Origin of the sequence: Ruminococcus sp. (assembly GCF_017549005.1) — a bacterium.
Lineage (GTDB): Bacteria > Bacillota > Clostridia > Oscillospirales > Ruminococcaceae > Ruminococcus.
The window spans coordinates 1-23,844 of sequence record NZ_JAFYYT010000019.1; the positions used below are offsets into that span (position 1 = coordinate 1).

The following is a 23,844-nucleotide window of genomic DNA, read 5'->3' on the forward strand; positions in this document are numbered from 1 at the left end:
AACAAGCATTTGGTATTTTCGCTCGCTGTGCGGCGCAAAATACAATGCTTGTTATTTTTGTTGCGCTATGGCGCATATTTTTTCGCCTGAGCTTATCTCTCTGCTCAGGCTTTCGATGCTCCGTCAGCGAATTCGTGGAGCGAATGCGACATCTCTCACCGCCGCTTCGGTCGGCGGTATCTCGCTCACGCTCCAGCGTGATGCCCTCAATCATCATCGGTGTCAATATTCTAAACTGGTACGGCGCAGGTATTGCGCAGTCTGGGCGGCAGTTTGATGAAAGTGGGGGTTGCTTTTTCGGGGCTGCTGTGGTATAATATAACGCAAGGATGTTTGTCCGCTTATCATTGTGAGGTGTTTGTAATATGGAATGGATTATCATTACAGTTATAGTTATCGTTGCCGCACTGGTTGCTTGTATATTATGGGCTAAACAGCTTTCAAAACATAAATTCCAGTGTAAAGCCTGTTCTAAGGAATTTAATGCAAAATGGAATAAACTTCTGTTTGCAATTCACTCCGATGATTATTATGAAATCAGATGTCCATATTGCAATCATAAAGGATGTATTGAAAAACAGAATAGTGATTGAAGATAATTACTTCTCCTTGATAGCTGTGTGAGCGTCCTCCGCTCCGCAGCTTTTTTCATTTTCCCCATAACAACTTGACGAACTCGAAAACTCTAATGGCGCACAAAGTTCATGCGCCCTGCGAATAGACAGATAGCTCCGAAATTTGCTATAATATTATCGTGGGGTTAAATCAAATCTTGCGATACTCAAAACCGAAAGAGGTGATGCGAATGAGTAAGAAAGCGAAAGCTGAGGTCGCTGACGAGTCCGCCGTTATCATTACGGATGCCGTGCTTGCTGAGAATCAGGCAAAGCTCGATAGCTACGAAAAGTCTATCAAGGCAGCGCAGGAGCGCAGACGTAAGGTCATCATCGAAAGCAAGCTCTACACCTACGATAAGCTCTCACAGCTTTACGGCGGTGCTGAGGGACAAAAGCTTCTCGATGCTGTGACTGCTGAGCATACGCTCATCGGCAAGCTGACCGACAGCGGAATGTCTTATGCTGACATTGAGGGGCTTGTCGATAGCTCTGACGGTGCAGACAGCAAGTCGGGCGATGATGCCGACAGTGGCTCTGCCGATGATGAATTTGTCGGACAGACTTCTTTCTTCGGAGATAATTCCTACAAGGATTAACATATTTCCGACAACAAAACGATAGCTGTGAGAGGGGCGGCAGCAATGCCGTTCCTCACGGCTATAATCACAACTGATAACCATGAGGGTAAGAGATATAAAGCGATGCCCTCTGACCTATAAGCGTAGATATAGATAAGCTAAGGAGATAAATTCGCTATGAAACAGAAAACTATGCAAGAGCTGAATGAGCAGTACAAGGACTGCCCTCAGCGTGAAAATGAATACACTGTCTGCGGACAGAAGATGATCGTGGTGAGCCACTTCATCGGGGATAAAGACCTTGACGATGAGCTTTACCGACTTGCGTTCGACAGGGCGCTCAACGAGGTACTGAACAAACCTATCCGAAGCTGTGAAAGTGTCTGAAAATTTCAGAAACCACTTGCTTTTATCGGTAAGGCGCGCTATAATGGGTGTATTACCGATAAAAGCTGCTTTGGAGGAAAGGAGTGTTTATGTTACCAAAGCAGGATAATTACAAGGTGGGTATCTACCTCCGCTTGTCTAAGGACGATGAGCGACAGGGAGAATCCCTCTCAATCGAAAACCAGAGACGAGTCCTCACAAACTATGTGAACGAACAGGGCTGGTCTATCTATGACGAGTATGTCGATGACGGAATTTCGGGCGTGTCCTTTGACCGCCCAGGGGTCCAGAGAATGCTCGATGATGCAAAGGCAGGCAGGATAAATCTTATCATCTGCAAGGATATGAGCCGTTTCGGAAGAAACTATATCCAGGTCGGACAGTATGTAGATTACCTGTTCCCGATGTACAATATCCGTTTCATTGCACTGACCGACAACATTGATACGCTCAACAGCGACAGTGCTTCAATGGATATGCTCCCGATCATGAATGTTTTTAATGAGTGGTACGCTGCCAACACTTCAAAGAAGCTCCGTGCCGTGTTTGAGAGCAATGCAAGGTCGGGCAAGTATAAATGCACATACTGTGCATACGGCTATTTCAAGAGCGATGACGGCTTTAATACTCCGATCATTGATCCGTATGCCGCCGCTATCGTCCGCCGTATCTTTGAGATGAGGGCTAAGGGCTTCAACCCGAAAAAGATAGCCGATATTCTCAATGCAGAACATATCCCCACGCCGTCTGATTATCAGTATCAGCGAATTGGCAAGCCGAATCCCCATAACACCTCGCACCTGTGGGGCAACATTAATGTTCAGCGTATTCTGAAAAATCCGATCTATCTCGGCAAGCTCGCTCAACTGCGTACCACCTCGGTGAGCTACAAAAACCACAAGATCGTTCAGAAACGCCCGGAGGATTGGGCGGTGGTCGAAAACAACCACGAGCCTATCATCACCCAGGAACTGTGGGACAAGTGCCGTGAAATCGACAGATCGGTGAGCCAGGGCAAGCGTGACCATAAGGGTGTTACTGCTCCGCTTTCAGGTTTCCTTTACTGTGATTCCTGCGGTTCAAAGATGCGGCAGCATAACGGTGGCAAGGGCTGTAAGCCTTCCTACACCTGTGGTCTGCATAGTCGCTGTGGCGGTGATGTGTGTTCTACGCACTTCATCAAGCAGTATCTTATTGAAGCCACGGTGCTTGCCGACATTCAGGCGAAAAGCCGTATGGTACTGCGTGAAGCAGATGCAAAAGCAAGGTTTATGGCATACAAGTCCAGACAGCACGAAAACCGTTCCGCTGAGGAAAAGAAGCGTGAAGCTGAGGTCAAGAAAAGACTGGACGAGCTTGACAAGCTGATTCAGGGTATCTATGAGGATAAAGTCCTCGGTCGTGTTCCCGAAGATGTTTGTATCAATCTGCTTGAAAAGTACAGCACCGAAAAGAAATCACTCTCTGCGGAGTACGAAGTGATCTTAGAGCGTGAAAAGGCTGACAAGAAGGACGAAGCCGATGTGGACGAGTTCATGAGCCGTCTGCGTAAGTATGCAGGAGCTACGGAGCTTACAAGAGAAATGTGCCTTGATCTGATTGGTTATGTGACCGTTGATGAAAACACGGGTCGCACTAAGCCCCGAAAAATACACATTTACTACAAGTTCCTTGATAAGGAGCTTGCTGACAAGCATAACGCCCTTGCGTGAGTGAGGGCGGTTTATTCCAACAATTTATAGTGTCCATAAGTATTCCTTACATTAAAAAAGGAGTAATATCTATGAAATTGATGAAAAAGGTTTCAACTGTTTTGCTTACGGCGTCAGTCGCCGCAGCGTCAATGCAGATGCCGGTTTCGGCAAAAGAGCTTGACGGAGGTAAGAACTATAAGGTCATGATCATTAATTTTGATCCTGTATTTGACGTGGAAGGTAAGGAAGTCAAAATGCACGATCTTATGGAATCATGGAATGACCCGTATGAACTTGCGGATCGTTTTGCGGACGCCATGTCCGATGTCAGCTACGGCAATGTGAATTACACTGTTGCCGAAAAGATCGAGCTGAACGAATTCCCGGCAGATAAGGAAGGAAAGGCATATACCGCAGATGAATACTACAAAACTTTTGTGGAAGCCTGCAATGCCAGCGACGGCAGATACTGGGACTATGAAGGTTGGGGAAAACAAGACTTTTCTTTCGATTATGACAGATATTTCAGCAAATATGACGTTTATGAAAAGGTAAACAGCGGCGAAATAGATGAAGTGTGGTTCTTTGGCGGTCCAATGACGGGTGTTGAGCTTTATGAAACAATGATGACAGGTAAGGACGCTTTCTGGGTGAACGGAACCCCGTTAGTCAAGGAGGATTGCAGGAATTTCATTGCATACGGCTTCAACTATGAGCGCGGACTCGGCGAAATGCTTGAGGACGCAGGTCATCGTACCGAGTCCATTATGAGCAGCATTTATGGCAAGCCTGATTACAAAAAGGACTACTCCGAGTACAACGACTGGGAGAAATTCACCGCTTACGACCTTGTCTCCAAGGGAAATGCAGGTGTGGGAAATGTGCATTTTGCTCCCAACAGCAAATCTGATTATGACTGGGGCAATACCGACTATGTTCAGTCGTACTGCGATAACTGGCTCAATTATCCTGATATTTCAGGAGCTTCAAAGACTGTAAACTGCTCCGCGTGGGGCGGCGGCAATATGGAGGAGCACCACAGATGGTGGTTTAAGCATCTGCCTCATGCGGAGGGCGTCAATGAAGAAACAGGTACGTACAACAACTGGTGGAAGTACTTCTCCCTCGAATATCTAAACGAGGAGTCTGAGAAAGTCCGCGCTATAACTCAGTGTACATTTGACAGCATTCCTGATGTTACATACACAGGAAGCGCTATCGAGCCTGCCGTTACCGTAAAGGACGGAGATAAGCAGCTTGTACCGAACGAGGATTATACTGTAAGCTATGAGAATAACATTGGTGTCGGCACCGCATCAGCTGTAATACAGGGAATAAACGGCTATGAGGGTACATATGTGCTGAACTTTGAGATAGTACCCGAAGAGAAGCCTGAGATCGATATTCCTTCGGACTCACAGGATACTTTTATGAGCCTGCTGATGATGCTCATGAGGCTGCTCTTTTCATTTTTATGATCGTTTTTGCAAACATTTCTTTTTAGCTTTTTGATTTTGTGATAAATTCTCTCTCTTTCTGATTTCTATGCCGCATATAGCGGACAGGCGGGAACTTCACTTGTGGAGTACCCGCCTTATTTTTTGTCGGCTGTCTGATAATGTGCTTCAAAAGGATAAAAAGCCCAAAAAGTGTTGCACTTGCTGCAAAATTTGCGTTATTATTAATGATGAAGAATTTGCTGAAAAAAATGTGCACTCAATAACCTCCGTTATGACGGTTATTGCCCTGAACTATGTTCAGGGAGCGCAAATTCTTTTAGAATTTGAAATTTGCGCTGCACATTTCTTTATGTCAAGCTCATTTTGCCCTTTCGGGCAGAACAAAGTGCAGGAAAAAGAAGTTTTTCCTTGCATTTTGGCAACTAAAAATTGACTATAAAAATAGCCAATTTTAAGTTGTTGAGCAGACATTTAAAAGTGAAGGAGGACTTTATGACCGATGAAAAGATATTGACTCTTATGCGCGAAGCTCCGTCAAACGGTCAGCGCGCGCTTTTTGACAAGTACTATAATTATGTTTTTTCAATAGTCAGCAGGATAATAAACGGCTTCGGAAGCCAGAACGATTCCGAGGAATGTGTTATAGATGTTTTTGCTTCCATAATGATGAAAATGAAGCCTGATGACAATATATCACTGAGGCCGTACATAGGAGCCGTTGCCCGGAACAAGGCAATAAGCATGAGACGGTCGCTTGCGTCGAAAAGTGGTTTGTGCGTATCTTCAGACGACGAGTCTGTTGCTGAAATAGCAGGCGATGAGAATATCGAGGAAAATACCGATAACTCCGTGCTTGCGGAACAGCTTCTAAGTAAGATTGGGGAGCTCGGGGCTCCCGATTCAGTGATAATTATACAGAAATACTACTACAACAAAACGTCAGGGGAGATCGCGGAAATGACAGGTATGAGTCCTGCAGCTGTGCGCGTCAGATGCGGACGTGCTATGAAACAACTTAAAAAGCTTCTGAATGCCGATGGCATCACGCTTTAAGGAGGGATATAATGAATACTAAAAGAAAGATCATTTATATCCTGCGGTGTGCGGATAAGACTTCGGTCGAGCGGCTTATGGAAGAAGCGGCAAAAAAGGACGAAATATTTGCAAAGGCAATGTGGAGAGCTGAAAAAGACAATGAATATACCGATGTTGCCGAGGGCGCAGAACAGTATAACAGAAGAATGAGCATAATGCATTCAGCTTCGGTAGCGGCTGCGTCAATACTGCTTGTGGCAGGCGTCTGGGGCGCAGTACATCTTATGAAGTCCGTCATAAGACCTGTTGTCCACCATGTAGGCGACAGCAATGTGACTATGGATATCACAGACAGCAGTAATAACGCTGCGGCTGAAAACACAACGAACAATACAGTAACTACGTCAACAACCGTCACATCATCAAACGGGATAGTGACCACTGTTACTTCTGCTGCAACTTCAACAGGCACGGCTGACGTTACCGCAACGGAAACCACGGACACAAACACTGAAACTGCAACTTCAGCAAATGATAATAATGAGGTCACAACTACTGTAGAAACTCAGCAGTCTGAACAGAATGAAACGGGAGAACAGCTCCGCGAGAAATGCATCAATGCTGTATACAATTACGACAGATTCTCCGCTGATTTTACTGTGAGCCGAGGCTCGGAAAAAACTCCTATCCATCTCTGCTTTAAAGGCAGTATCAAGATAGACAATACAGCGATGACAGGTGAAATGTTCCAGAAAAGACTTGCTTCCGACGGACATCTTTACTGTGATGAGCGGCATTACTACCTGAACGACAAGTTTGTATACGCAAGTGACAACGGTCAGGGCGGTTTGCTCACTGATATCAAAAGTATGAGTAAAAAGCTGAATACGGGAGATATATACGACAGAGTATACTATACTGATTATGCAGGCTTCCATTTCATCCGCAGCAACATAGAGAACGAGAAACGCAAGCCTTACGGTAAAGAACGCAGGAACGAGACTCCATGGGAAATAACGGGCGAAAGATATGAAAACGGCAGAAGGACAGCGAGCGTAAAAGGAAGCTATGAAGAAATGTATGACAGAGGCGTAAGTCCCGTTCAGCATGAAATGTTTACTTTTACAGCTGATATCGACGTTGAAACAGGTATTTGCATAGCTTTTGACGTATATCTTGAAGGCGAATTGCCGATAGAGAGTTTCAGGGCAACTAATGTCAGGTTCAATGACGAGGCAGAAGTGCCTTTGACTGCGCCCGAAGTAAGAGCATTCCTTGAGGAAAACGGATATGATAAAGGTACGATAAGCGAGTTCAATGATTATGAGATAAGTGATCTGAACTGAAATATTAGGATATGGAAAAGAATACAAAACAATTGGAGGTAAAAAGACGTATGCATCACTTATAACCGTCTGTGCTAATTAACTTATGAAAACAGCACTCTCTCAGAAACGCTTGTGAACGCTCCGGGAGAGTGCTGTGCGGTTTTAATTTGCAGATATGGTTTTTGTGGTATTTGCCACAATGTTGAGCTTGACTTGAATGAAACGGATTTTTAGTATTATAAAATAATAAATGACTTAAAAAGTTGAGTTGCCTGTCTGTAGTTCTGTATAGTTAATACCTCTTATTTCAGTTCCCCATGCTTTTCGTAATCGGCTGCCTTCAGTATCTCATTTTTTTCGCCGACAAAAACTACCTTGGGACGGTGAGTTTTTATTTCCTCGGGAGTCATGTTCGCATACGCCATTATGATAACGTGGTCGCCTTTCTGTCCCGAACGTGCGGCTGCACCGTTTAGGCAGACAACTCCGCTTCCGCGGTCGCCTGCGATAACATAGGTCTCGATACGGCTTCCGCTGTTTACGTTTGATATGTGTACGCGCTCATATTCATAAAGTCCTGCGGCTTCCATAAGCTCCTCGTCGATAGTGACGCTGCCCACGTAATTGAGTTCCGCCTGAGTGATAACGGCGCGGTGTATTTTGCTTTTGAGCATTGATATTTCCATAGCAGCCTCCTCATACGTCTTCTGTGAAGAAGTTGTCGATAAGGCGTGTTTTGCCGATATACACAGCCATAGCGCAAAGCGCAGGACGGTCGAGAGTCTTTATCTGCTGCATTGTTCTGCAGTCGACTATCTTGACGTAGTCGATACGTGCAAGAGGTTCGGCTTCTATGATTTTTCTCATAGCTCCGATTATTGCAGAGCAGTCCTTTTCACCTTTTCTGACAATATCCATGCCCAGAAATACTGCCTTGGAAAGTACAAGCGCAGCTTTTCTTTCGGCTTCGTTAAGGTAGGTGTTGCGGGAGCTCTTTGCAAGTCCGTCTGCTTCACGGACTATAGGACAGCCGATTATTTCTATTTCCATATTCAGATCGTCTGCCATGTGGCGGATAACTGCAAGCTGCTGTGCGTCCTTTTTGCCGAAATATGCACGGTCGGGCTTTACGATATTGAAAAGCTTGGATACTACTGTGCATACGCCGCGGAAATGAACGGGACGGCTCAGTCCGCAGAGCTCCTGTGTTAGCACGGTCATATCAACGAAAGAAGAGAAGCCCTCATGGTACATCTCGGAGGGTTCGGGATTGAAGATGATATCGCCGCCGTGTTCCTCAACAAGCTTTGCGTCGCGGTCAATATCACGGGGATAGCTTTCAAGGTCCTCCGTTGGGCCGAACTGCATCGGATTTACAAAATCGGACACAACAGTTCTGTCGTTATCTCTGTGAGAAGCGTCGATAAGGCTTGCGTGTCCCTCATGGAGATAGCCCATTGTGGGGACAAGTCCCACGGTGAGTCCCTGTGCTCTCCATTCCTTTACCTGTGCGCGGACTTCATCTATAGTTTTTACAACTTTCATTTCACTTTTCCTCCCTTATAAGCTGTTCGATAACATCATCTTCGATAGCGTAGGTATGCTCCTCAGCAGGGAACGAGCCATCTTTGGTCTCACTGATATAATCAGCGATACCCTGCCGCATTACCGAACCCACATCAGCAAACCGCTTTACGAATTTAGCGGTATGACCCGTGGTAAGTCCAAGCATATCCTGATACACCAGTACCTGCCCGTCGCAGCCTTTTCCTGCGCCGATACCGATTGTCGGGATAAAAAGCTTCCTTGTGATGATATCCGCAAGCTTTGCGGGGATACCCTCTAAAACTACTGTACAGGCACCTGCCTCCTGTATCTTCAGCGCGTCCTCAACGAGCTTTCTTGCCTTGTCAAGGCTCTTGCCCTGCACCTTGAAGCCGCCGAAGGCGTTGACAGACTGGGGAGTAAGTCCCAGATGTGCAACAACAGGAATTGACGCATTCACGATAGCCCTTATCTGCCCGCAGACCTCGGCTCCGCCTTCAAGCTTTACAGCATTGGCGCCGCCCTCTTTGACAAGTCTGCCTGCATTGATAACAGCCTCCTGTATGCTGACCTGATAGGACATGAACGGCATATCGGCTACTATGAAAGCATTTTCCGCACCTCTTGAAACTGCGGCGGTATGATGTATCATATCCTCCATAGTCACGGGAAGCGTGTTTTCATAGCCCAGCATTACCATGCCAAGCGAATCGCCGATAAGTATGGCATTTACGCCGCACTCGTCGATGATTTTCGCTGTTGTGTAGTCGTAAGCAGTAAGCATCGTGATCTTGTCACCTGATTGCTTCTGCTTCAGAAGGGTTGAAACAGTGTTCTTCATATTCAATTTTCTCCTTAAAAGATGTTACCTTTCCGATTGCCCGGATAAGATACAAGAAGAAGTATAACATATAGATATGAACAAAGTGTGAATATAAAGTTTTTCTTTGGTGACAATTACCTAAGGAGCTTCTCCATTTCTGTATAATCTGCCTGGGGATGACGTTCCTTAGCCATTTCTGTCAGCTTTTCCGAGACTGCTCTGTAGATAACGGAGTCATTCTTGCCGCTTATGCAGGCGATATGCTTTTTAACTGTAGATACGTCGTTACGCTCAACAGGACCCGTCAGTGCGGCAGTCGGTCCCACGGCGAAGATACGTTTCATATTGCTCATTGCAAGAGGTTCAAGAGCTGAAAGAGCTTCGTCTGCGGTAAAGCCGCACTGTTCAAGAAGCTCCGTGCTTTCTGCAATAAGTCCGCATACGAGGTTGCTCGCCACAGAACAAGCCGCATGATAGCGGCTCTTGATATCACTTGTGATAATGCGCGTTGGATTGCCCATATCGGAGAGGATAGCGGTCCAATCCGCGGCACAGTCGCCCTCTATGCAGAAAAATGCATTTGAAAGCTCCTTGTATGACTCCGTTTTGCTGCTTATTGGAAAAAGTGGGTGTATTGAAGCGGCTTTTGCTCCGTATTCCGCTATATTTGGAAATGCCTCCGCGGCTGACATCGCTCCGCTGCAATGGCATATCTGCCTGCCGTAAAAAAGATTCTTTGGCAGGGTATTGTATGTCTCTTTTATGGCGCTGTCCGGAACTGTAAGAAAAACTGCATCGCTTTCGGAAACGAGCTTTTCCGCGGACGCAAACAGCTCTGAACCGGTAAAAGCTGCAGCTTCACGGGCAGAACTCTCCGAGCGGCTGTAATATCCCGATATCTCCAGTCCGTTTTCGGCAAAGTATTTTCCAAGAGAAAAGCCGACCTTTCCAGCGCCTATAAATCCGATCCTCATGATATTCACCTCATGGTTTTTTTAGTTTTTACCATAGAATGATAGCATTAATAGTGCGGATTGTCAAGTTTCAGTGATATACAGATGAAATTCCGAAAACAATATTGGAAAAAATTTGCCTGCAGTATATGAGATTATTGCTGTTTCAGAGATAGTGCCGATAAGTGAAATTTGAAAGTCAACTTAATTTGTATCAGTCTTCTGTTCCTCTCATCAGGCATAGATTGGCATTTTTTTCAGCAATCTTTGTTACTAAAATATTGATAAATGCTGATAGGGTAATAGTGTAAAAAGCAGAAGCAAGCCCAGATTCACCAGGACTAGCTGCATATGTAATGCTTCAGTCCAAGAGTATTTCCATACTGCTCATGCGGCTTATATCCTGACCAGTGTAGGCGATCTGCATAAGTGCATATGTCACTTCTTCTGCAATCTTGATCTTGTCCTCGGGTGTATGCTTTGGAATGTGGCATATGACTTGTGCGCCGCTGTAGCGTGTACGAAGCACAGCAATAAGCTCGTCATCAGTTTCGGTTTCGCTTATGACATCATAGTTAGAACGCTCCCAAAGTGAGGGGGGATCTTTCTTATTTTTAGCCATGATCTTATCTCCTTTCAAGGTATTATATGCAGTATCGCTTGTACCGATTGACGAATTATAGGCTTTGATGTAAAATAATATTAATAGCTGATTACACAAAAGCCAGCTCATCAGTTTAATGATGTATCTGATTATCGCATACGGAATTATTCTTGTTTGCGTTGAAGCTGCATATACGTAGCATCTTTGATCGCGTTCCGTTGCATCAAAGCGAACAAGACCAGTTTCCACAATAGCAGCTGCTGTCTCCGTACCGCAGGCATAAAAATAGTTAGAAAAGAAAACGGTATAACGCAGATCAATGTGATCATGAAAGGTTTGACATAAGCATTCGCAATGTTGAAAAATACATATTCTCATGGTATAATTGAATAAAATGGCAGACATCCAGATCTGGAGAAAGGAGCATTCAGCATGGAACTGACAACGGATGAACAGATAATAATGGTCAACGGACAGTCCTTTTTCGGTATGGGCGAGCTGCCGCATAAGGGAGTTCCTCGTATACAGATGCTTGACGGCGGTACAGGGCTCAATTTTGAGCAGCTGTTCGGTGATCTTATGGAAAAGGCAGATCGTCCCGAAAAAGGAACTGCGGTATTCAGAAAAGTACTTGATAATTTTTATCAGCCTGGATCGTTTGAAACCAAAGAAGAACTTGACTTATACAGCTGGCTATGCGAACAGATTCGTGCGATAATTCCCGAAATGACTGCTCCGGGCTGTTATCCGCCGGGAATGCTGCTTGGTGCAACGTGGGATCCCGCAACGGTTTATCAGGTCGGACAGGCGCTTGGACATGAAGCACGAGCCTACGGTGTTCATGTGCTTTTAGGAACTCCGAACATAAATCTTCATCGTGATCTCAGAGCAGGGCGCCTGTTTGAGGGATACTCCGAGGATCCTTACCTTATCACAAAGCTTGCACCCGAACTTGTCAGAGGTGTGCAGTCTCAGGGCGTCGCGGCAAATGTCAAGCATTTTGCAGCAAACAATCAGGAAACAAATCGGCAGGGGATAAATGAGATCATTTCGGAGAGGGCGCTTTATGAACTTTATCTTCCAGGATTTGAGGCTTGCGTCAAGGCTGGCTGTGCGACTGTCATGGCTGCCTATAATCAGATAAATGGTTTACCATGTACTGAAAACAATTGGCTGCTGACGGAGCTTCTCCGTGGTGAGTGGGGCTTTGAGGGAATTGTTATGAGTGACTGGGGAGCGGTGTATAATCCTGCCGCATCAGTCAATGCAGGCTGTGATGTGAATATGCCTGGACCTGTTCCCTCCGGACCGCTCAGGAATGCATTGGCAGACGGAAGGCTTGAGCCTGAGAAGCTTGCGGAGTCGGCAGAACGTGCAGTTGTTCTTGCACAGAAATACGCTTTGCCGCCTGCTGGTCATATCGACGAAGAAATGACTGATAGTGCCGCATATAAAGCCGCAGCTGAGGGAATCGTCATGCTGAAAAACTCTCCGTGCTGCAATGGAGCCGAACAAAAATGCTGTCCGCTGCCTGTCTCTTCAAAAATAGCACTTATGGGTTCAATGGACGGAAAACTGCTGATATGCGGAGAGGGGAGCGCTTGTGTCCGCACAAACCGCGGCAAGGGATTATGTGCGGAATTACGCAGGTGCTTTGCCGATGTTCGGACGGGTCTGTATGATGGAGCCGATACGATCGTCTATGTCCTCAATGTTGCAGGACAGGAGGGCAACGACCGAAAAACTCTGCGCGTTGATGATGAGGAGCAGAAATGTATGAGCGGGCTTTGCGGATATGCAAGGCGGAGCAATATGCGCTCTGTGCTGATACTTAACACCTCGGGGCCTGTTACAGGTTCGGCCCTTGATATGTGGGACGCTGTATTCTGGGTGTCGCTGCCCGGTATGCAGGGAGCTGCTGCAATTACAGATATTCTCTGCGGAAAAGTTGCTCCGTCGGGACGTCTGCCGCTGACATTTCCGTGCAGCGAGGATCATATGCCGACATACCTGAACTTCCCCGGGGACGGCATGACCGTGAATTACGGTGAAGGCATCTTTGTGGGCTACCGCTATTATGTAACGCGCCGTCACCGCAGTTCCGGAGCGGATTATGCAAGATACTGCTTCGGTCACGGACTGTCCTATTCAACCTTTGAAGTCAGGGAGTTCCGTGTTGAAAGCGGAGATATTGCAAACGGTCTGGAGCTGACCGCATATGTGGAAAACACGGGTGATGTCGCGGGAAAGACCGTTGTGCAGATCTATGTGCATGATCCTGTATCGACGCTGACAAAGCCCGTATGTCAGCTCTGTGCATTCCAAAAGGTGTATCTCGAACCTCATCAGACAGAGAAAGTCCACCTTCACGTTGACAGTCGTTCCTTTGAGAGCTGGGATCCCGATCTTCATGCATGGACACTTGAAGACGGGGAGTATGTACTGAATGCTACTGTTGAAGATTCGGGCGCTGTTGACTGGCATGACCGTGCTGGCATTGTTCTGCGATATGACGGCGAATCGCCGTACAGCTGGGGAGAGAATACAAGTATCAAGGAGATATATGAAAATCCTCAGCTGAAAGCTGCTCTTTGCAGTTTCATGCAGTCTCACGGACTTTCATGGGAAATGGTGCTTACAACGTATCAGTATACTGCAATGGACAGCGTAGGAAAGCTGCTGGACAACACAGGCTGTTCTGATGCATTGAAAGCAGAATTTATGGATATCCTGCGGCAGATGCGGTATCTTAAACGCTGACGAGGAGCTTGGAGGTGAAGAAAGGGATTATTGAGCGTATTATATCCGTAATAACAGGAACTGTAATTGTATCATCAGCAAGTCAGTGCTTCCACGAGAGTATAATAACTGCCGATTCAGGTACTGATCCGGCACTTTCTGCTGCTGTATCCGATAAGAAAACAGAAAATCCCTGCAACAAACAGGACGATAAGGAAGTCATCTATGACGGAAAGAGCTGGATACAGCCAATGGAATGGCGATATACTGCCGATACAGGATTTCCTTGAAAACTAAGGCACAATAAAACGGGCTCATCGGATATACGATGAGCCCGTTTTTAATATCATATATCATTATTTGCTTACGTTTTTCAGTACTTCTTTTCTCAGCTGTATCAGATCAAATGCATCCACATTGCCGTCGGAGTTCATGTCTGCTGCCTGAGGCTTTTTCATGTCGGTATCGGAAGCGGCAATAAGCCACTTCTGCAGCATTACAAGGTCTGCAACATTGAGTTCGTCATCGCCGTTCACATCGCCGTACTTAAAGTTGAAAGGCATGAGTCTGACAGTGACTTCTCTGGTCTCTCCGTCCTTGTCAAAGGTCAGGAATACAGGTTTTGCACTGCCATAGTGCTTATTTCCCGAATAACCGACAACTGCGTACTTAACATAAGGCTCCAGTCCTTCAACGGTAACGGCTCCGTCCTTGGGCATTTCGCCGTAATCAGGCATAAATCCGCGTGTATCTTCAAGTCCGAGCTTCTCCACCGTATCTTCATACTCCTCGTCGATGCGTATGATCTCATACTCTGCGGCATCGGCAGGCTTGCCTGTTATGCCGTCAATAATTTTGAGCTCAAGCGTGCAGTTCGTTTTATCACTGCCATTTCTTTCCACGTAAAAACATGGCTGACCAACTGTCATTCCGTCTTTTATCTCAATATTCATTGCTTTTTCGTAAGAGATATCAAAATCCTTTCCAAATATTTTGCGTACAGCTCTTGCCTTATAGCCCTGATCATCAATGTATTGATACTTGCTTTCGTCGTATAAAAGCTGTAAGAAGTATTTTCCGTCGGGGAGATGTATATCTCTTTCAGTCATATCGAATCTTCCGTATTTATCGGTATACACAAGAAGTTCGTAATCGGTGGGATCCATGAGCTTGTATCCCTCATAGGTACCGTCTGACGGATCGACGACGAGGTCTGACCAGTCGTATACTGATACATTAATATTAGGCTCCTTATCCTGTGGAACAGCCCTGATGATAATATCCTGAGTATCGCCAAGCTCTGAAAAATTAAAAGAGGTGCTTTTATCAATATGATAACCCTCGGGGGCGTCAGCTATATCAATTCTGTACCAGCCGTGGTTAGACAGATCCTTGAGGCTCTTTGCAGGTTCGTCAGTCGTATCCCACGCGGCAATAAGATCTCCTTTGACAAGATCGTCATATACTTTCACCTTTACGCCCTTTAAAGGCTCGTTTGTATACATCTCAACTATGGATATATTAGCCTTGCAGCCGTCCTTCCTGTATTCAATTATCTCGGGCTTCATACGGAAGTTGAATTCAATACTATGCGTGGGTTCTCCGTTCACTATCTCGACATCAATATATCCGTTCTTATCGGGGAACACAATATCGTCATACATACCCGTTACGGTCTTTGCGATATCAAAGTCTTCTGTTATCAGTTCATAATCCTTGTCAGTCGGAAATGCATTTATCTTATATTTTCCGTCAGGCAGATACATAGCCTCCCGTGAAACAAGTGAAACGGAGGTGAAGTAATTGCCATTTTCGTCGTATACATATACTGAAAAGGGATCGCGTAAATCTTCTGCTCCTATGAGCCATCTGCCTTCCTCGTCAGGAGCTGCATTTGTCCAGTTGCCTGCATAAATGTGTACTTTTTTCTCTGCACTTTTCGGAATGGCTCTGATGATCACTTCTTTGATTTCATCAGCTTGGTCAAATGAGAAGTTGACCTGATACGGGAGCTCATATTCCTGCGGTATCTTTATAAAGTGGACAGCGTAGAGCTCGGTTGACGAAAGGTTCCCGATCGTCTTTACTGGTTCCTCAGAGGTGTTCCATTGTTCAAATTCGAGACTCGTACCATATGGGTTCTGCACAATACTGAGCTCAATGCCGTCAATATTTTTTCCTGTTTCCATATCAACAACGGAAATCTTTGCAGTTGAGTATAATGCTGTCTCAGCAGCTGAAGCTTTTTCATTTTCTGCCGCTGAACAGAATGCCGGGGTAAAAAATGCTGAATTTGCCGCGGCAAGCACTATTGCTGTAAATGCCGCAAAAAGCTTGTTTGTTTTCATAAGAACTGCCCTCCCTTGTCTTATTACTTATAATATAGCACGTCTTTTGAGTATAGTCAACTGAAATTTTATTAATACATCATGTTTTTTTATAAATATATTTTTTGTCTTATTCTCATACGGCTGAAGAGATGTGTAACGATCGGCGGCTATTGACTTTTAGCTTTGATCTGAATGCTGAAAAGAAGTTGTGGTCATTCACAGAAGTTTTGCTTTTTATTTCGTATGAAAGCTGTTCACATTTTGATTGGCCATTTGTTGCAAGCATACAACAATTCCAAAATGTGCCGATCGTTTCTTCTCTGCATCTTGCAATGTGAAAAAAACTGTGCTATAATAATTTTATAATGTTTGCATATACTAACTAAATATGCAGGAGGAAAAGAAATGTCAGCAGTAGAATTAAAGGATGTTGTGAAGATCTACGGTAAAGGCGACGGACAGCAGACCGCAGTCGATCATGTGAGCTTTACCATTGAAAAAGGGGAATTTGTGGTTATCCTTGGTCAGTCAGGTGCCGGAAAATCAACGGTGCTGAATATGCTCGGCGGTATGGATGTACCGACAGAGGGGAAGGTGATCGTGGACGGCAAAGAGATCTCAGCGTACAATGACCGGCAGCTTTCAGATTACCGTGCCGATACGATCGGTTTCATTTTTCAGTTCTATAATCTTTTACCTGGGCTGACTGCCTATGAGAATGTCGCTCTTGTCAGGGATATCAAGAAAACATCGCTCAGCGCTGATGAAATGCTGGAGCGTGTCGGGCTTTCCGACCAGAAGCACAAGTTTCCGGCGCAGATGTCCGGCGGTCAGCAGCAGCGCGTGTCGATCGCGCGTGCCCTTGCTAAAAATCCGAAGATCATTCTCGGTGATGAACCGACGGGGGCGCTTGATTCTGAAACCGGAAAAATCGTCATTGATCTGCTGCAAAAGCTGTCAACCGAACACGGGAATACAGTTATTCTTGTCACGCACAATGCTGACATTGCAAAGTGCGCTAACCGTATAATTCATATGCGGAACGGCAAGATCAAGTCGATCAGGACAAACGAACACCCTCTGTCCGTGAACGACATTGAATGGTGAGGTGACGGCAATGCTCAGAAGGAAAATGCTCCGTGACATCAAAGCGAATTTCGCGCAGTTTTTCTCGATACTGCTGCTTTCTCTGATCGCTATGTGGTGCTATACGGGATTTCAGGCGAATGTTGTCGGCGGAAATAAGGCAAGAAAGGCTTATGAGAACAGTTCCAATTTTGCCGACGGCTGGATATACGGTGCGGATTTCAGTGAGGAACAGGCAAATAAAATCGCTGGGATCAGCGGTATTCGTGATGTGCAGCGACGGACAGAGGTGCTCGGCAAAGCTGATGAGAAGTACAATACTGCAGAGATGTACTGTTATTTTCAGGACAGCACAAGAGTAACGGTTCCTCAGATGGTTGACGGTGTTGATTTTAACGCGAATGATACAGAAGGACTCTGGCTGTTCAGCCGTTTTGCAGATACATGGGGCATTCATGTCGGAGACCTGTTCACGGTTCATGTTATGGGAATGGATATTGAAAAAACAGTCAGGGGACTGATCGTTATGCCGGAATATGAATTCGCCTGTGCTTCGACAGATACAGACTGTGACTTCCATAATATCGGATTTGTTTATCTGTCTCAGAAAGTGCTACCCGAAGAAATGCGTTTCAGCAATGAGATCATTTTCACCTGCGACGGCAAGGCGCTTGACTATGAAAAGAACATTTCAAAGGCGCTTGACGATAATTACGCATACCTTGCCGACAAAAACAGCATTCGCGGCTGGTACCAGCTTTCGGACGAGCTTGCACAGCACAACAGCTTCTCATATATTTTTTCATTCGTATTTGTTGCCATTGCACTGCTTGTTATCATCACGACGATGAAGCGAATGATCACTCAGCAGAGAACACAGATCGGAACGCTGAACGCTCTCGGTATGAAAAAGCGGAAGATACTGATGCACTATCTCAGCTTCAGCTTTGTGCTGTCCGTGATCGGCTGTGCGCTCGGTATTCTGCTCGGTATGCTCACATTCGTCAGACTGATGGTAAATATGTTCAGTCAGTTTTATACTATCCCTGGCTGGCAGCCGGGATTCAGCTATAAGAGCCTTATTGTTGCGGCGGTGCTGGTGCTTATCTGCACGGGAACTTCCTATCTGAGCTGCAAGCAGATCCTGAAAATCCACCCGTCAGAGGCGCTCAGACCTGCGGCAGCAAAGAACGCCGGTCCCTGTATCTTTGAAAAACTGCCGTTCTGGGATAAGCTCAGCTTCAATGTCCGTTATAATCTCCGTGATATTTCACGCTCGAAGATGCGCGCGTTTATGGGCGTATTCGGGACCTGTATGGGTATGATGATAATGGAGCTCGGTATCGGTGCTTATGACACGGTCGATTATGTCCGTGACTGGTATTTCCATGATATCCAGAATTATGAATATCAGGTCATTCTCAATGACAGCTGTACGCCGGAACAGGCAGAGGAGCTGAAACAGGAAAACGTCGGCGAGTTTGTGGCGATTGATGCGATCTCTATTGCAGCGAAGGATCATCCTACCTCTGACAGTATTATTTCCTGCAAGCTTGCAGTTACAGAGGGAGAGCAATTATACTGCGTTTCTGATCTGGAACTGCAGACAAAGCCGATCCCCGCGGGAACAGTCGCACTTACGATGAAGCAGGCGAAAAAGTTAGGCATTTCCGAAGGGGACATGGTCTACTGGAAAACGGCAACAGACAGCAAATGGAATGAAAGCAGGGTGGGTCTGATTTCACGTCACCCTAACATTACAGGCATTACCATGCTGCGAAAGGATTATGAGAAAGCAGGGATGACCTTTCGTCCGGTCATGCTTGTATCAAAAAACGACTGCGGTGCGGTCGCAGGCAAGGACTGTGTATCTGCCGTTCACAGTATGACCGATCTCATCGACGCATTTGACAAGATGATGGAGATCATGAATCTGCTGGTGTATTTCATGGTGGTATTCTCAGTGCTGCTGATCGTCATCGTTCTGTACAATTCCGGCAATCTGTCGTTCAATGAACGTGAAAAGGAATTTGCAACGCTGAAAGTGCTCGGCTTCAGGAGCAGTGCGATACGCAGACTGCTTTCCACACAAAATCTATGGCTTTCGATTCTCGGCGTGATCTGTGGACTGCCGCTCGGCCGTGTTCCGTTGCAGGCAATGATGGATTCCAACGGCGACGCTATTGACTGGCCGTGTTATATCTCACCGTCCACATATCTGATCTCAGCCGTATTTGTCATGACGGTATCGGTGCTTGTCAGCTTCCTGTTCTCACGCAGGATCAGAAAAATCGACATGGTTGATGTGCTGAAAGGTATGGAATAAAGCAACTGCTTAATAGTAGGTTATGACCTGCATAAGTGCATTGTTTGCGAGAAATATGCGTTGTGATAAAACCTAAGCGGCAGTATGTCACTGATATGCTGTATCATGATGACGATAAGCTCGTTTTTCCCTATCAGAGTATCATCAGAAACTTGAAAATTACTGTGTATCACAGCAAAATCAGCCATTTTTATGGTCAGCCAACGGTTTGTAAATAAAAACAATTAACGTTATCAAGCTTGACAAGAAGAGCTTTTGGTTGTATAATTTACTTATCAAACCCAACGAAAGGATGTACAACAAAATGAATAAGATCATCAGAAAAATCACAGCATTTACAATGGCTATCGCTCTCACAGGTTCTGGAACAGCTGTTACAAAGCTCACACCTTCATCAGGGAGTATGCTCAGTGCAAACGCTGCATACGAAAGTGAAAACAGCACTCCGGGTGCTCTTCAGTTTGAACTTGATATGAACAATGACGGTTCTGGTGTAAAAGCAGGAGCGGACCTCAAAGATCATGTGCTCAATATAAGCCTGAACGATAGTTCACGTACTATTGATCTGAGAGAAACAGGCAGCAGAATGATCAACAGATATATGGATTATATCCGCCAGCTGCTTGACCGTCTGTCAGATGATGAGAATGCTCCGAAGCAGATCAGCTACCGCTTTGCTTCAAAGGAAGAAGGCGCTGAATTAATGCTTTCCAATCAGGCATACTACGACGGTTTCAGCCAGAATGAGCTTGAATACAAAATGCAGAAGAAAAACGCTACAATGGAGGAGTACAAGTCATTCGCAGCCGAGCAGGTCAGGGACTTCACAGAAGCCGAAAAGGAACTGCTGAACGATCAGTTCAGAAAAATGGAAAAGACTCTCAGGAATAACGGATATACACTGCCTCCTCTTGAAGATATAGTCCTCATTAAAACAACGATGAAGGAGGAACTTGGCGCGTCGGGCTATACTCACGGAACTCAGATCTATATGCAGGATATGATACTTGAAAATGCAACTTCGGGCAGCATCATAAACAGGAGAATGTACCGCGAATATCTTGATGAGTTCTTATGGCATGAGCTTTTCCACTGCCTTACAAGAAACAATCCCGATTTCAGAGAAGAAATGTACAAGCTTATCCATTTTACGGTTGCGGAAGAGGATTTTCCTCTGCCTCCGTCTGAATTTGAGTGGCATATATCAAATCCTGATGTTGAGCACCACAACGCTTATGCAACGTTCCGTATAGACGGCGAAGATATCGACTGCTTCCTTGATATGGCAACTACAAAGCATTTTGAACATGAAGGCGATACATTCTTTGCTTATTTGCAGCCTGTTCTCATTCCTGTCGACGGAAGTGATAAATACTATCCATACACTATGGCTGAGAACTTCTTTGACGTCTTCGGCTACAATACAGACTATGTTGACGACCCTGAGGAGTGTCTTGCTGATAATTTCTCATATGCAATGGTTTACGGTATGAGAGGCAAGAACGGAAACGGTTATGCAACTCCGGAGATAATTGAGGGCATCATTTCTTACCTCAGCAAATGATTTTTTTCAGAATAACGCAAAAATAAGCTCTCTTTAAGGGAGCTCATTCATTTTATGTTCAGTTTATCTTCTCAAGTATAAGCTTTATGTGAGTATGCTCGGTCAGTTCAAATCCGAAATCTTTACGTATCTGCCACGAAGTATAGGGGAGAGTGAACACATCTCTGTATACAATCCTGTACGAATCGGGTATCCGTTTCATAAGCTCCTCTGTAAATACAGGAAAGTAATTCTCATGCACTTCTCTGTCCCAGTTCTGTGTATACTTGTATTTCAGCAGAAAATGAACGAGCTGGCACTGATCGGTGATCTTGCCCCATACATTTTCAAAGCTTTCCAGCCATTCTGCGTAAATGCTGTTTCTTATGGCTTCGAGCTGTTCTTTTTTTACAGGGACATTTTCAGCCTGTGAGAACATCATGTCACGTATAGTAACGTATCTGAAACCGCTGCCGAAAACTCTGTTCCAGAACAGATCAATATCATTCTCACCGCCATAGGAATATACCTCATGTATCGTGCTTGAAATGTTGATAAGGCTTTCATCAAACGGAATACCGATCCTGTCCCAGTTGTCATAGAACTCCGCGTCGGAAACATTTTGGCGTGCGGCGTCTATCATTTCGGGACTTATATCATATCCTATGTACTTGTAATCGGGGAACATCGGCTTCATTGCCTTGATAAGCTCTCCGTTGGCACAGCCGAAATCAAGGATATATTCAAACGGTTCGAAAACCTTGTCAATGAAGAACATTTTGTCAAGTATCGACCTCTGCATTCTTGTGAGGTAGATATCCAGGTCTGAAATGCGGTTCATATCTGTATCCATGATTTAATCCTCCGTTTTTGTATATTTATTCTTGCAGGAGCTGTATACGGCTATCCTGTAGAATCGCCATACATTTTATTATACTTCTATTATAGAGCAATGTGGGTATATTTGTCAATCCGTGTAACAATTAAAGAATAAAAAAGACAGCCGATCATTACCGACTGCCTTTCAGAGGGGATATTAAAATTGGAGATAACTTAATAAATGTGCCGGTCACCGATCATGTGACCGGCACGTTTTTATAGGGTTATGCGCGTGTGTGTATCTGACCGCCGCCGAGTGTCTTGCCATGAGCCTTAGCCATATCAGAGATGTTTACATTCTGATAGCCGTTCTGTGCGAGCCATGGGAGAACTTCCTCCATAGCTGCCGCTGTTGTAGCGTAGTTCTCGTGGCAGAGTACGATAGCGCCTTCAAGAGAGCCGTTCTGTGCAGCCTGCTTGATCTTATTTACTATCTGATCTTTTGAAGCGTTGTTCCAGTCCTCTGTGTCTATTGCACAGCTGATGAGCGGAACATCGTAAAGTGCTGATGTTACCTGTCCGCCGCCATCAAGATATGGAAGTCTCATGAGGTGCGAAGGCTCAGTACCAATGATGCTCTTGAGTCTGCTGTTGCACTGCTCCCACTCGCTTCTGATCTGAGATGAACCCATTGAACCGAGTGAAGGATGTGATTTTGTATGGTTAGCAACTTCCATTCCGTTCTCGTATTCATACTTGACCTGATCAGTTGTCTTGATCCAGTCACTTACGATGAAGAAAGTAGCTGTCATGTTGTTCTTGATAAGAGCGTCGATTATCCTGTATGCAGGATCCTGTCTGCTCTGAGCAGAAGCACCGTCGTCGAATGAGATAGCACAGAGCTTCTTGCCAGACTGTACCTGAGCACCGCCGTTGCCGCCTGTCTGCTGACCAGCGCTGCCCTGACCGCCGAACTGGCTCATGTCGAAACCGCCAGCGCCGCCTTGACCGCCGAACTGGCTCATGTCGAAGCCGCCAGCGCCGCCTTGACCGCCGAACTGGCTCATATCAAAGCCGCCAGCGCCGCCCTGACCGCCGAACTGACTCATGTCAAAGCCGCCTGCGCCGCCTTGCCCGCCGAACTGACTCATGTCAAAGCCGCCTGCGCCGCCTTGTCCGCCAAACTGACTCATATCGAAGCCGCCTGCGCCGCCCTGACCGCCAAACTGGCTCATGTCAAAGCCGCCAGCGCCGCCCTGACCGCCGAACTGGCTCATGTCGAATCCGCCTGCGCCGCCCTGACCGCCGAACTGGCTCATATCAAAGCCGCCTGCGCCGCCCATGTTGTGAGCAGCATTGCCTGTGTTTGATGCAGGTGTAGTTGTAGACTTAAGGTCTGGGGAGTAGCTCTCCGGAAGAGACTTTATAGCACCCAAGAGGTACTTCTGAATAGTATTCGCATCGTTTGAAGTAATTCCGCCGCCGGCTTCATAAACGTCTGCATTTGCCGATCCTTTATCGGAAAGCTTGTACTTGTTCGGATTTGCAAGTGCCTGCATTATAGCAACAGCGTCGCCCATATCAACGGAACCGTCGCCATTGGCGTCGCCCCACTTTGAAACCTTAGCTTCAAGCTCTGCCTTAGGATCAGATGTCTGCTGAGCAGTATTGCCGCCATGCTGAACATTGCCGCCCTGACCGCCGAACTGGCTCATGTCAAAACCGCCTGCGCCGCCTTGTCCGCCGAACTGGCTCATATCAAAGCCGCCTGCGCCGCCCTGACCGCCGAACTGACTCATATCGAAGCCGCCAGCGCCGCCCTGACCGCCAAACTGGCTCATGTCAAAGCCGCCAGCGCCGCCTTGTCCGCCAAACTGACTCATATCGAAGCCACCTGCGCCGCCCTGGCCGCCAAACTGACTCATATCGAAGCCGCCTGCGCCGCCTTGACCGCCAAACTGACTCATATCGAAGCCG

21 protein-coding genes are annotated in these 23,844 nt (G+C 46.1%); 13 read left to right on the forward strand and 8 right to left on the reverse strand.

Annotation, left to right across the window (positions count from 1 at the left end; genetic code table 11):
- The 8 genes from IKW96_RS05805 to IKW96_RS05840 form a co-directional block, all read left to right on the forward strand.
- Positions 1-317, forward strand: a 317-nt coding sequence (locus tag IKW96_RS05805) for a hypothetical protein (protein WP_296571567.1), incomplete at its 5' end; no start/stop codon positions are given.
- Between the two features lie 48 nt (positions 318-365).
- Positions 366-593, forward strand: coding sequence for a hypothetical protein (locus tag IKW96_RS05810; RefSeq protein ID WP_296571569.1), 228 nt, complete (start codon positions 366-368; stop codon positions 591-593).
- A gap of 212 nt (positions 594-805) precedes the next feature.
- Positions 806-1,213: a hypothetical protein gene (locus tag IKW96_RS05815; RefSeq protein WP_173540055.1), complete on the forward strand. Its 408-nt coding sequence runs from the start codon at positions 806-808 to the stop codon at positions 1,211-1,213.
- Between the two features lie 159 nt (positions 1,214-1,372).
- The gene (locus tag IKW96_RS05820; protein ID WP_296571577.1) at positions 1,373-1,582 is read left to right on the forward strand and encodes a hypothetical protein; all 210 of its coding nucleotides are present in this window, start codon (positions 1,373-1,375) and stop codon (positions 1,580-1,582) included.
- A gap of 89 nt (positions 1,583-1,671) precedes the next feature.
- A complete protein-coding gene (locus tag IKW96_RS05825) occupies positions 1,672-3,294 on the forward strand; it encodes a recombinase family protein (protein ID WP_296571580.1) in 1,623 nt (540 codons plus the stop codon).
- 71 nt (positions 3,295-3,365) lie between these two features.
- The gene (locus IKW96_RS05830) at positions 3,366-4,754 is read left to right on the forward strand and encodes a hypothetical protein (RefSeq protein ID WP_296571584.1); all 1,389 of its coding nucleotides are present in this window, start codon (positions 3,366-3,368) and stop codon (positions 4,752-4,754) included.
- Between the two features lie 474 nt (positions 4,755-5,228).
- Positions 5,229-5,789, forward strand: coding sequence for a sigma-70 family RNA polymerase sigma factor (locus IKW96_RS05835; RefSeq protein ID WP_296571587.1), 561 nt, complete (start codon positions 5,229-5,231; stop codon positions 5,787-5,789).
- A gap of 11 nt (positions 5,790-5,800) precedes the next feature.
- Positions 5,801-7,117 carry a hypothetical protein gene (locus IKW96_RS05840; RefSeq protein WP_296571590.1) on the forward strand — a complete coding sequence of 439 codons (1,317 nt, stop codon included), beginning with the start codon at positions 5,801-5,803 and terminating at the stop codon, positions 7,115-7,117.
- A 284-nt stretch (positions 7,118-7,401) separates the two neighbouring features.
- Here the strand turns inward: IKW96_RS05840 and panD are convergent, their stop codons facing one another.
- From panD to IKW96_RS05865, 5 genes are all read right to left on the reverse strand, one after another.
- The gene (panD, locus tag IKW96_RS05845) at positions 7,402-7,785 is read right to left on the reverse strand and encodes an aspartate 1-decarboxylase (RefSeq protein WP_296571595.1); all 384 of its coding nucleotides are present in this window, start codon (positions 7,783-7,785) and stop codon (positions 7,402-7,404) included.
- Positions 7,786-7,795: 10 nt separating this feature from the next.
- Positions 7,796-8,644: a pantoate--beta-alanine ligase gene (gene panC / locus IKW96_RS05850; RefSeq protein WP_296571599.1), complete on the reverse strand. Its 849-nt coding sequence runs from the start codon at positions 8,642-8,644 to the stop codon at positions 7,796-7,798.
- 1 nt (position 8,645) lies between these two features.
- A complete protein-coding gene (panB, locus tag IKW96_RS05855) occupies positions 8,646-9,485 on the reverse strand; it encodes a 3-methyl-2-oxobutanoate hydroxymethyltransferase (RefSeq protein WP_296571604.1) in 840 nt (279 codons plus the stop codon).
- Positions 9,486-9,601: 116 nt separating this feature from the next.
- A complete protein-coding gene (locus tag IKW96_RS05860; protein WP_296571607.1) occupies positions 9,602-10,450 on the reverse strand; it encodes a Rossmann-like and DUF2520 domain-containing protein in 849 nt (282 codons plus the stop codon).
- A 331-nt stretch (positions 10,451-10,781) separates the two neighbouring features.
- Positions 10,782-11,042 (reverse strand): hypothetical protein, encoded by a 261-nt coding sequence (locus IKW96_RS05865; protein ID WP_296571610.1) that lies wholly within the window; start codon positions 11,040-11,042, stop codon positions 10,782-10,784.
- A 414-nt stretch (positions 11,043-11,456) separates the two neighbouring features.
- On the opposite strand from IKW96_RS05865, the gene IKW96_RS05870 reads away from it, so the two are divergent.
- Positions 11,457-13,784 (forward strand): glycoside hydrolase family 3 N-terminal domain-containing protein, encoded by a 2,328-nt coding sequence (locus IKW96_RS05870; protein WP_296571613.1) that lies wholly within the window; start codon positions 11,457-11,459, stop codon positions 13,782-13,784.
- A gap of 14 nt (positions 13,785-13,798) precedes the next feature.
- Entirely contained in the window at positions 13,799-14,053 is a 255-nt protein-coding gene (locus tag IKW96_RS05875) for a hypothetical protein (RefSeq protein ID WP_296571615.1), read from the forward strand.
- Between the two features lie 66 nt (positions 14,054-14,119).
- On the opposite strand, the gene IKW96_RS05880 is transcribed toward IKW96_RS05875, so the two are convergent.
- Positions 14,120-16,111 (reverse strand): dockerin type I repeat-containing protein, encoded by a 1,992-nt coding sequence (locus IKW96_RS05880; RefSeq protein WP_296571617.1) that lies wholly within the window; start codon positions 16,109-16,111, stop codon positions 14,120-14,122.
- A gap of 387 nt (positions 16,112-16,498) precedes the next feature.
- On the opposite strand from IKW96_RS05880, the gene IKW96_RS05885 reads away from it, so the two are divergent.
- The 3 genes from IKW96_RS05885 to IKW96_RS05895 all read left to right on the forward strand — a co-directional run bounded on the left by IKW96_RS05885 (position 16,499) and on the right by IKW96_RS05895 (position 21,069).
- Positions 16,499-17,200 (forward strand): ABC transporter ATP-binding protein, encoded by a 702-nt coding sequence (locus IKW96_RS05885; protein WP_296571620.1) that lies wholly within the window; start codon positions 16,499-16,501, stop codon positions 17,198-17,200.
- Between the two features lie 10 nt (positions 17,201-17,210).
- A complete protein-coding gene (locus tag IKW96_RS05890; protein WP_296571626.1) occupies positions 17,211-19,505 on the forward strand; it encodes an ABC transporter permease in 2,295 nt (764 codons plus the stop codon).
- 304 nt (positions 19,506-19,809) lie between these two features.
- On the forward strand, positions 19,810-21,069 hold the full coding sequence (locus IKW96_RS05895) for a hypothetical protein (protein WP_296571629.1): 1,260 nt from the start codon (positions 19,810-19,812) through the stop codon (positions 21,067-21,069).
- Positions 21,070-21,127: 58 nt separating this feature from the next.
- Here IKW96_RS05895 and IKW96_RS05900 read toward each other — a convergent pair whose 3' ends face one another.
- Together IKW96_RS05900 and IKW96_RS05905 are read right to left on the reverse strand one after the other, a co-directional pair.
- Complete coding sequence (locus IKW96_RS05900) at positions 21,128-21,901, reverse strand: class I SAM-dependent methyltransferase (protein ID WP_296571631.1); 774 nt, start codon at positions 21,899-21,901, stop codon at positions 21,128-21,130.
- A 250-nt stretch (positions 21,902-22,151) separates the two neighbouring features.
- Positions 22,152-23,834: a polysaccharide deacetylase family protein gene (locus IKW96_RS05905; protein ID WP_296571634.1), complete on the reverse strand. Its 1,683-nt coding sequence runs from the start codon at positions 23,832-23,834 to the stop codon at positions 22,152-22,154.
- Positions 23,835-23,844 lie beyond the last annotated feature (10 nt).

Coding starts and splice junctions, on each gene's coding strand:
- IKW96_RS05885 (WP_296571620.1), top strand. CDS start 16,499: ATGTCAGCAGTAGAATTAAAGGATGTTGTGAAGATCTACGGTAAAGGC.
- IKW96_RS05905 (WP_296571634.1), bottom strand. CDS start 23,834: ATGAGTCAGTTTGGCGGTCAAGGCGGCGCAGGCGGCTTCGATATGAGT.
- panC (WP_296571599.1), bottom strand. CDS start 8,644: ATGAAAGTTGTAAAAACTATAGATGAAGTCCGCGCACAGGTAAAGGAA.
- IKW96_RS05900 (WP_296571631.1), bottom strand. CDS start 21,901: ATGGATACAGATATGAACCGCATTTCAGACCTGGATATCTACCTCACA.
- IKW96_RS05810 (WP_296571569.1), top strand. CDS start 366: ATGGAATGGATTATCATTACAGTTATAGTTATCGTTGCCGCACTGGTT.
- IKW96_RS05820 (WP_296571577.1), top strand. CDS start 1,373: ATGAAACAGAAAACTATGCAAGAGCTGAATGAGCAGTACAAGGACTGC.
- panB (WP_296571604.1), bottom strand. CDS start 9,485: ATGAAGAACACTGTTTCAACCCTTCTGAAGCAGAAGCAATCAGGTGAC.
- IKW96_RS05870 (WP_296571613.1), top strand. CDS start 11,457: ATGGAACTGACAACGGATGAACAGATAATAATGGTCAACGGACAGTCC.
- IKW96_RS05835 (WP_296571587.1), top strand. CDS start 5,229: ATGACCGATGAAAAGATATTGACTCTTATGCGCGAAGCTCCGTCAAAC.
- IKW96_RS05815 (WP_173540055.1), top strand. CDS start 806: ATGAGTAAGAAAGCGAAAGCTGAGGTCGCTGACGAGTCCGCCGTTATC.
- IKW96_RS05895 (WP_296571629.1), top strand. CDS start 19,810: ATGAATAAGATCATCAGAAAAATCACAGCATTTACAATGGCTATCGCT.
- IKW96_RS05840 (WP_296571590.1), top strand. CDS start 5,801: ATGAATACTAAAAGAAAGATCATTTATATCCTGCGGTGTGCGGATAAG.
- panD (WP_296571595.1), bottom strand. CDS start 7,785: ATGGAAATATCAATGCTCAAAAGCAAAATACACCGCGCCGTTATCACT.
- IKW96_RS05890 (WP_296571626.1), top strand. CDS start 17,211: ATGCTCAGAAGGAAAATGCTCCGTGACATCAAAGCGAATTTCGCGCAG.
- IKW96_RS05880 (WP_296571617.1), bottom strand. CDS start 16,111: ATGAAAACAAACAAGCTTTTTGCGGCATTTACAGCAATAGTGCTTGCC.
- IKW96_RS05865 (WP_296571610.1), bottom strand. CDS start 11,042: ATGGCTAAAAATAAGAAAGATCCCCCCTCACTTTGGGAGCGTTCTAAC.
- IKW96_RS05825 (WP_296571580.1), top strand. CDS start 1,672: ATGTTACCAAAGCAGGATAATTACAAGGTGGGTATCTACCTCCGCTTG.
- IKW96_RS05830 (WP_296571584.1), top strand. CDS start 3,366: ATGAAATTGATGAAAAAGGTTTCAACTGTTTTGCTTACGGCGTCAGTC.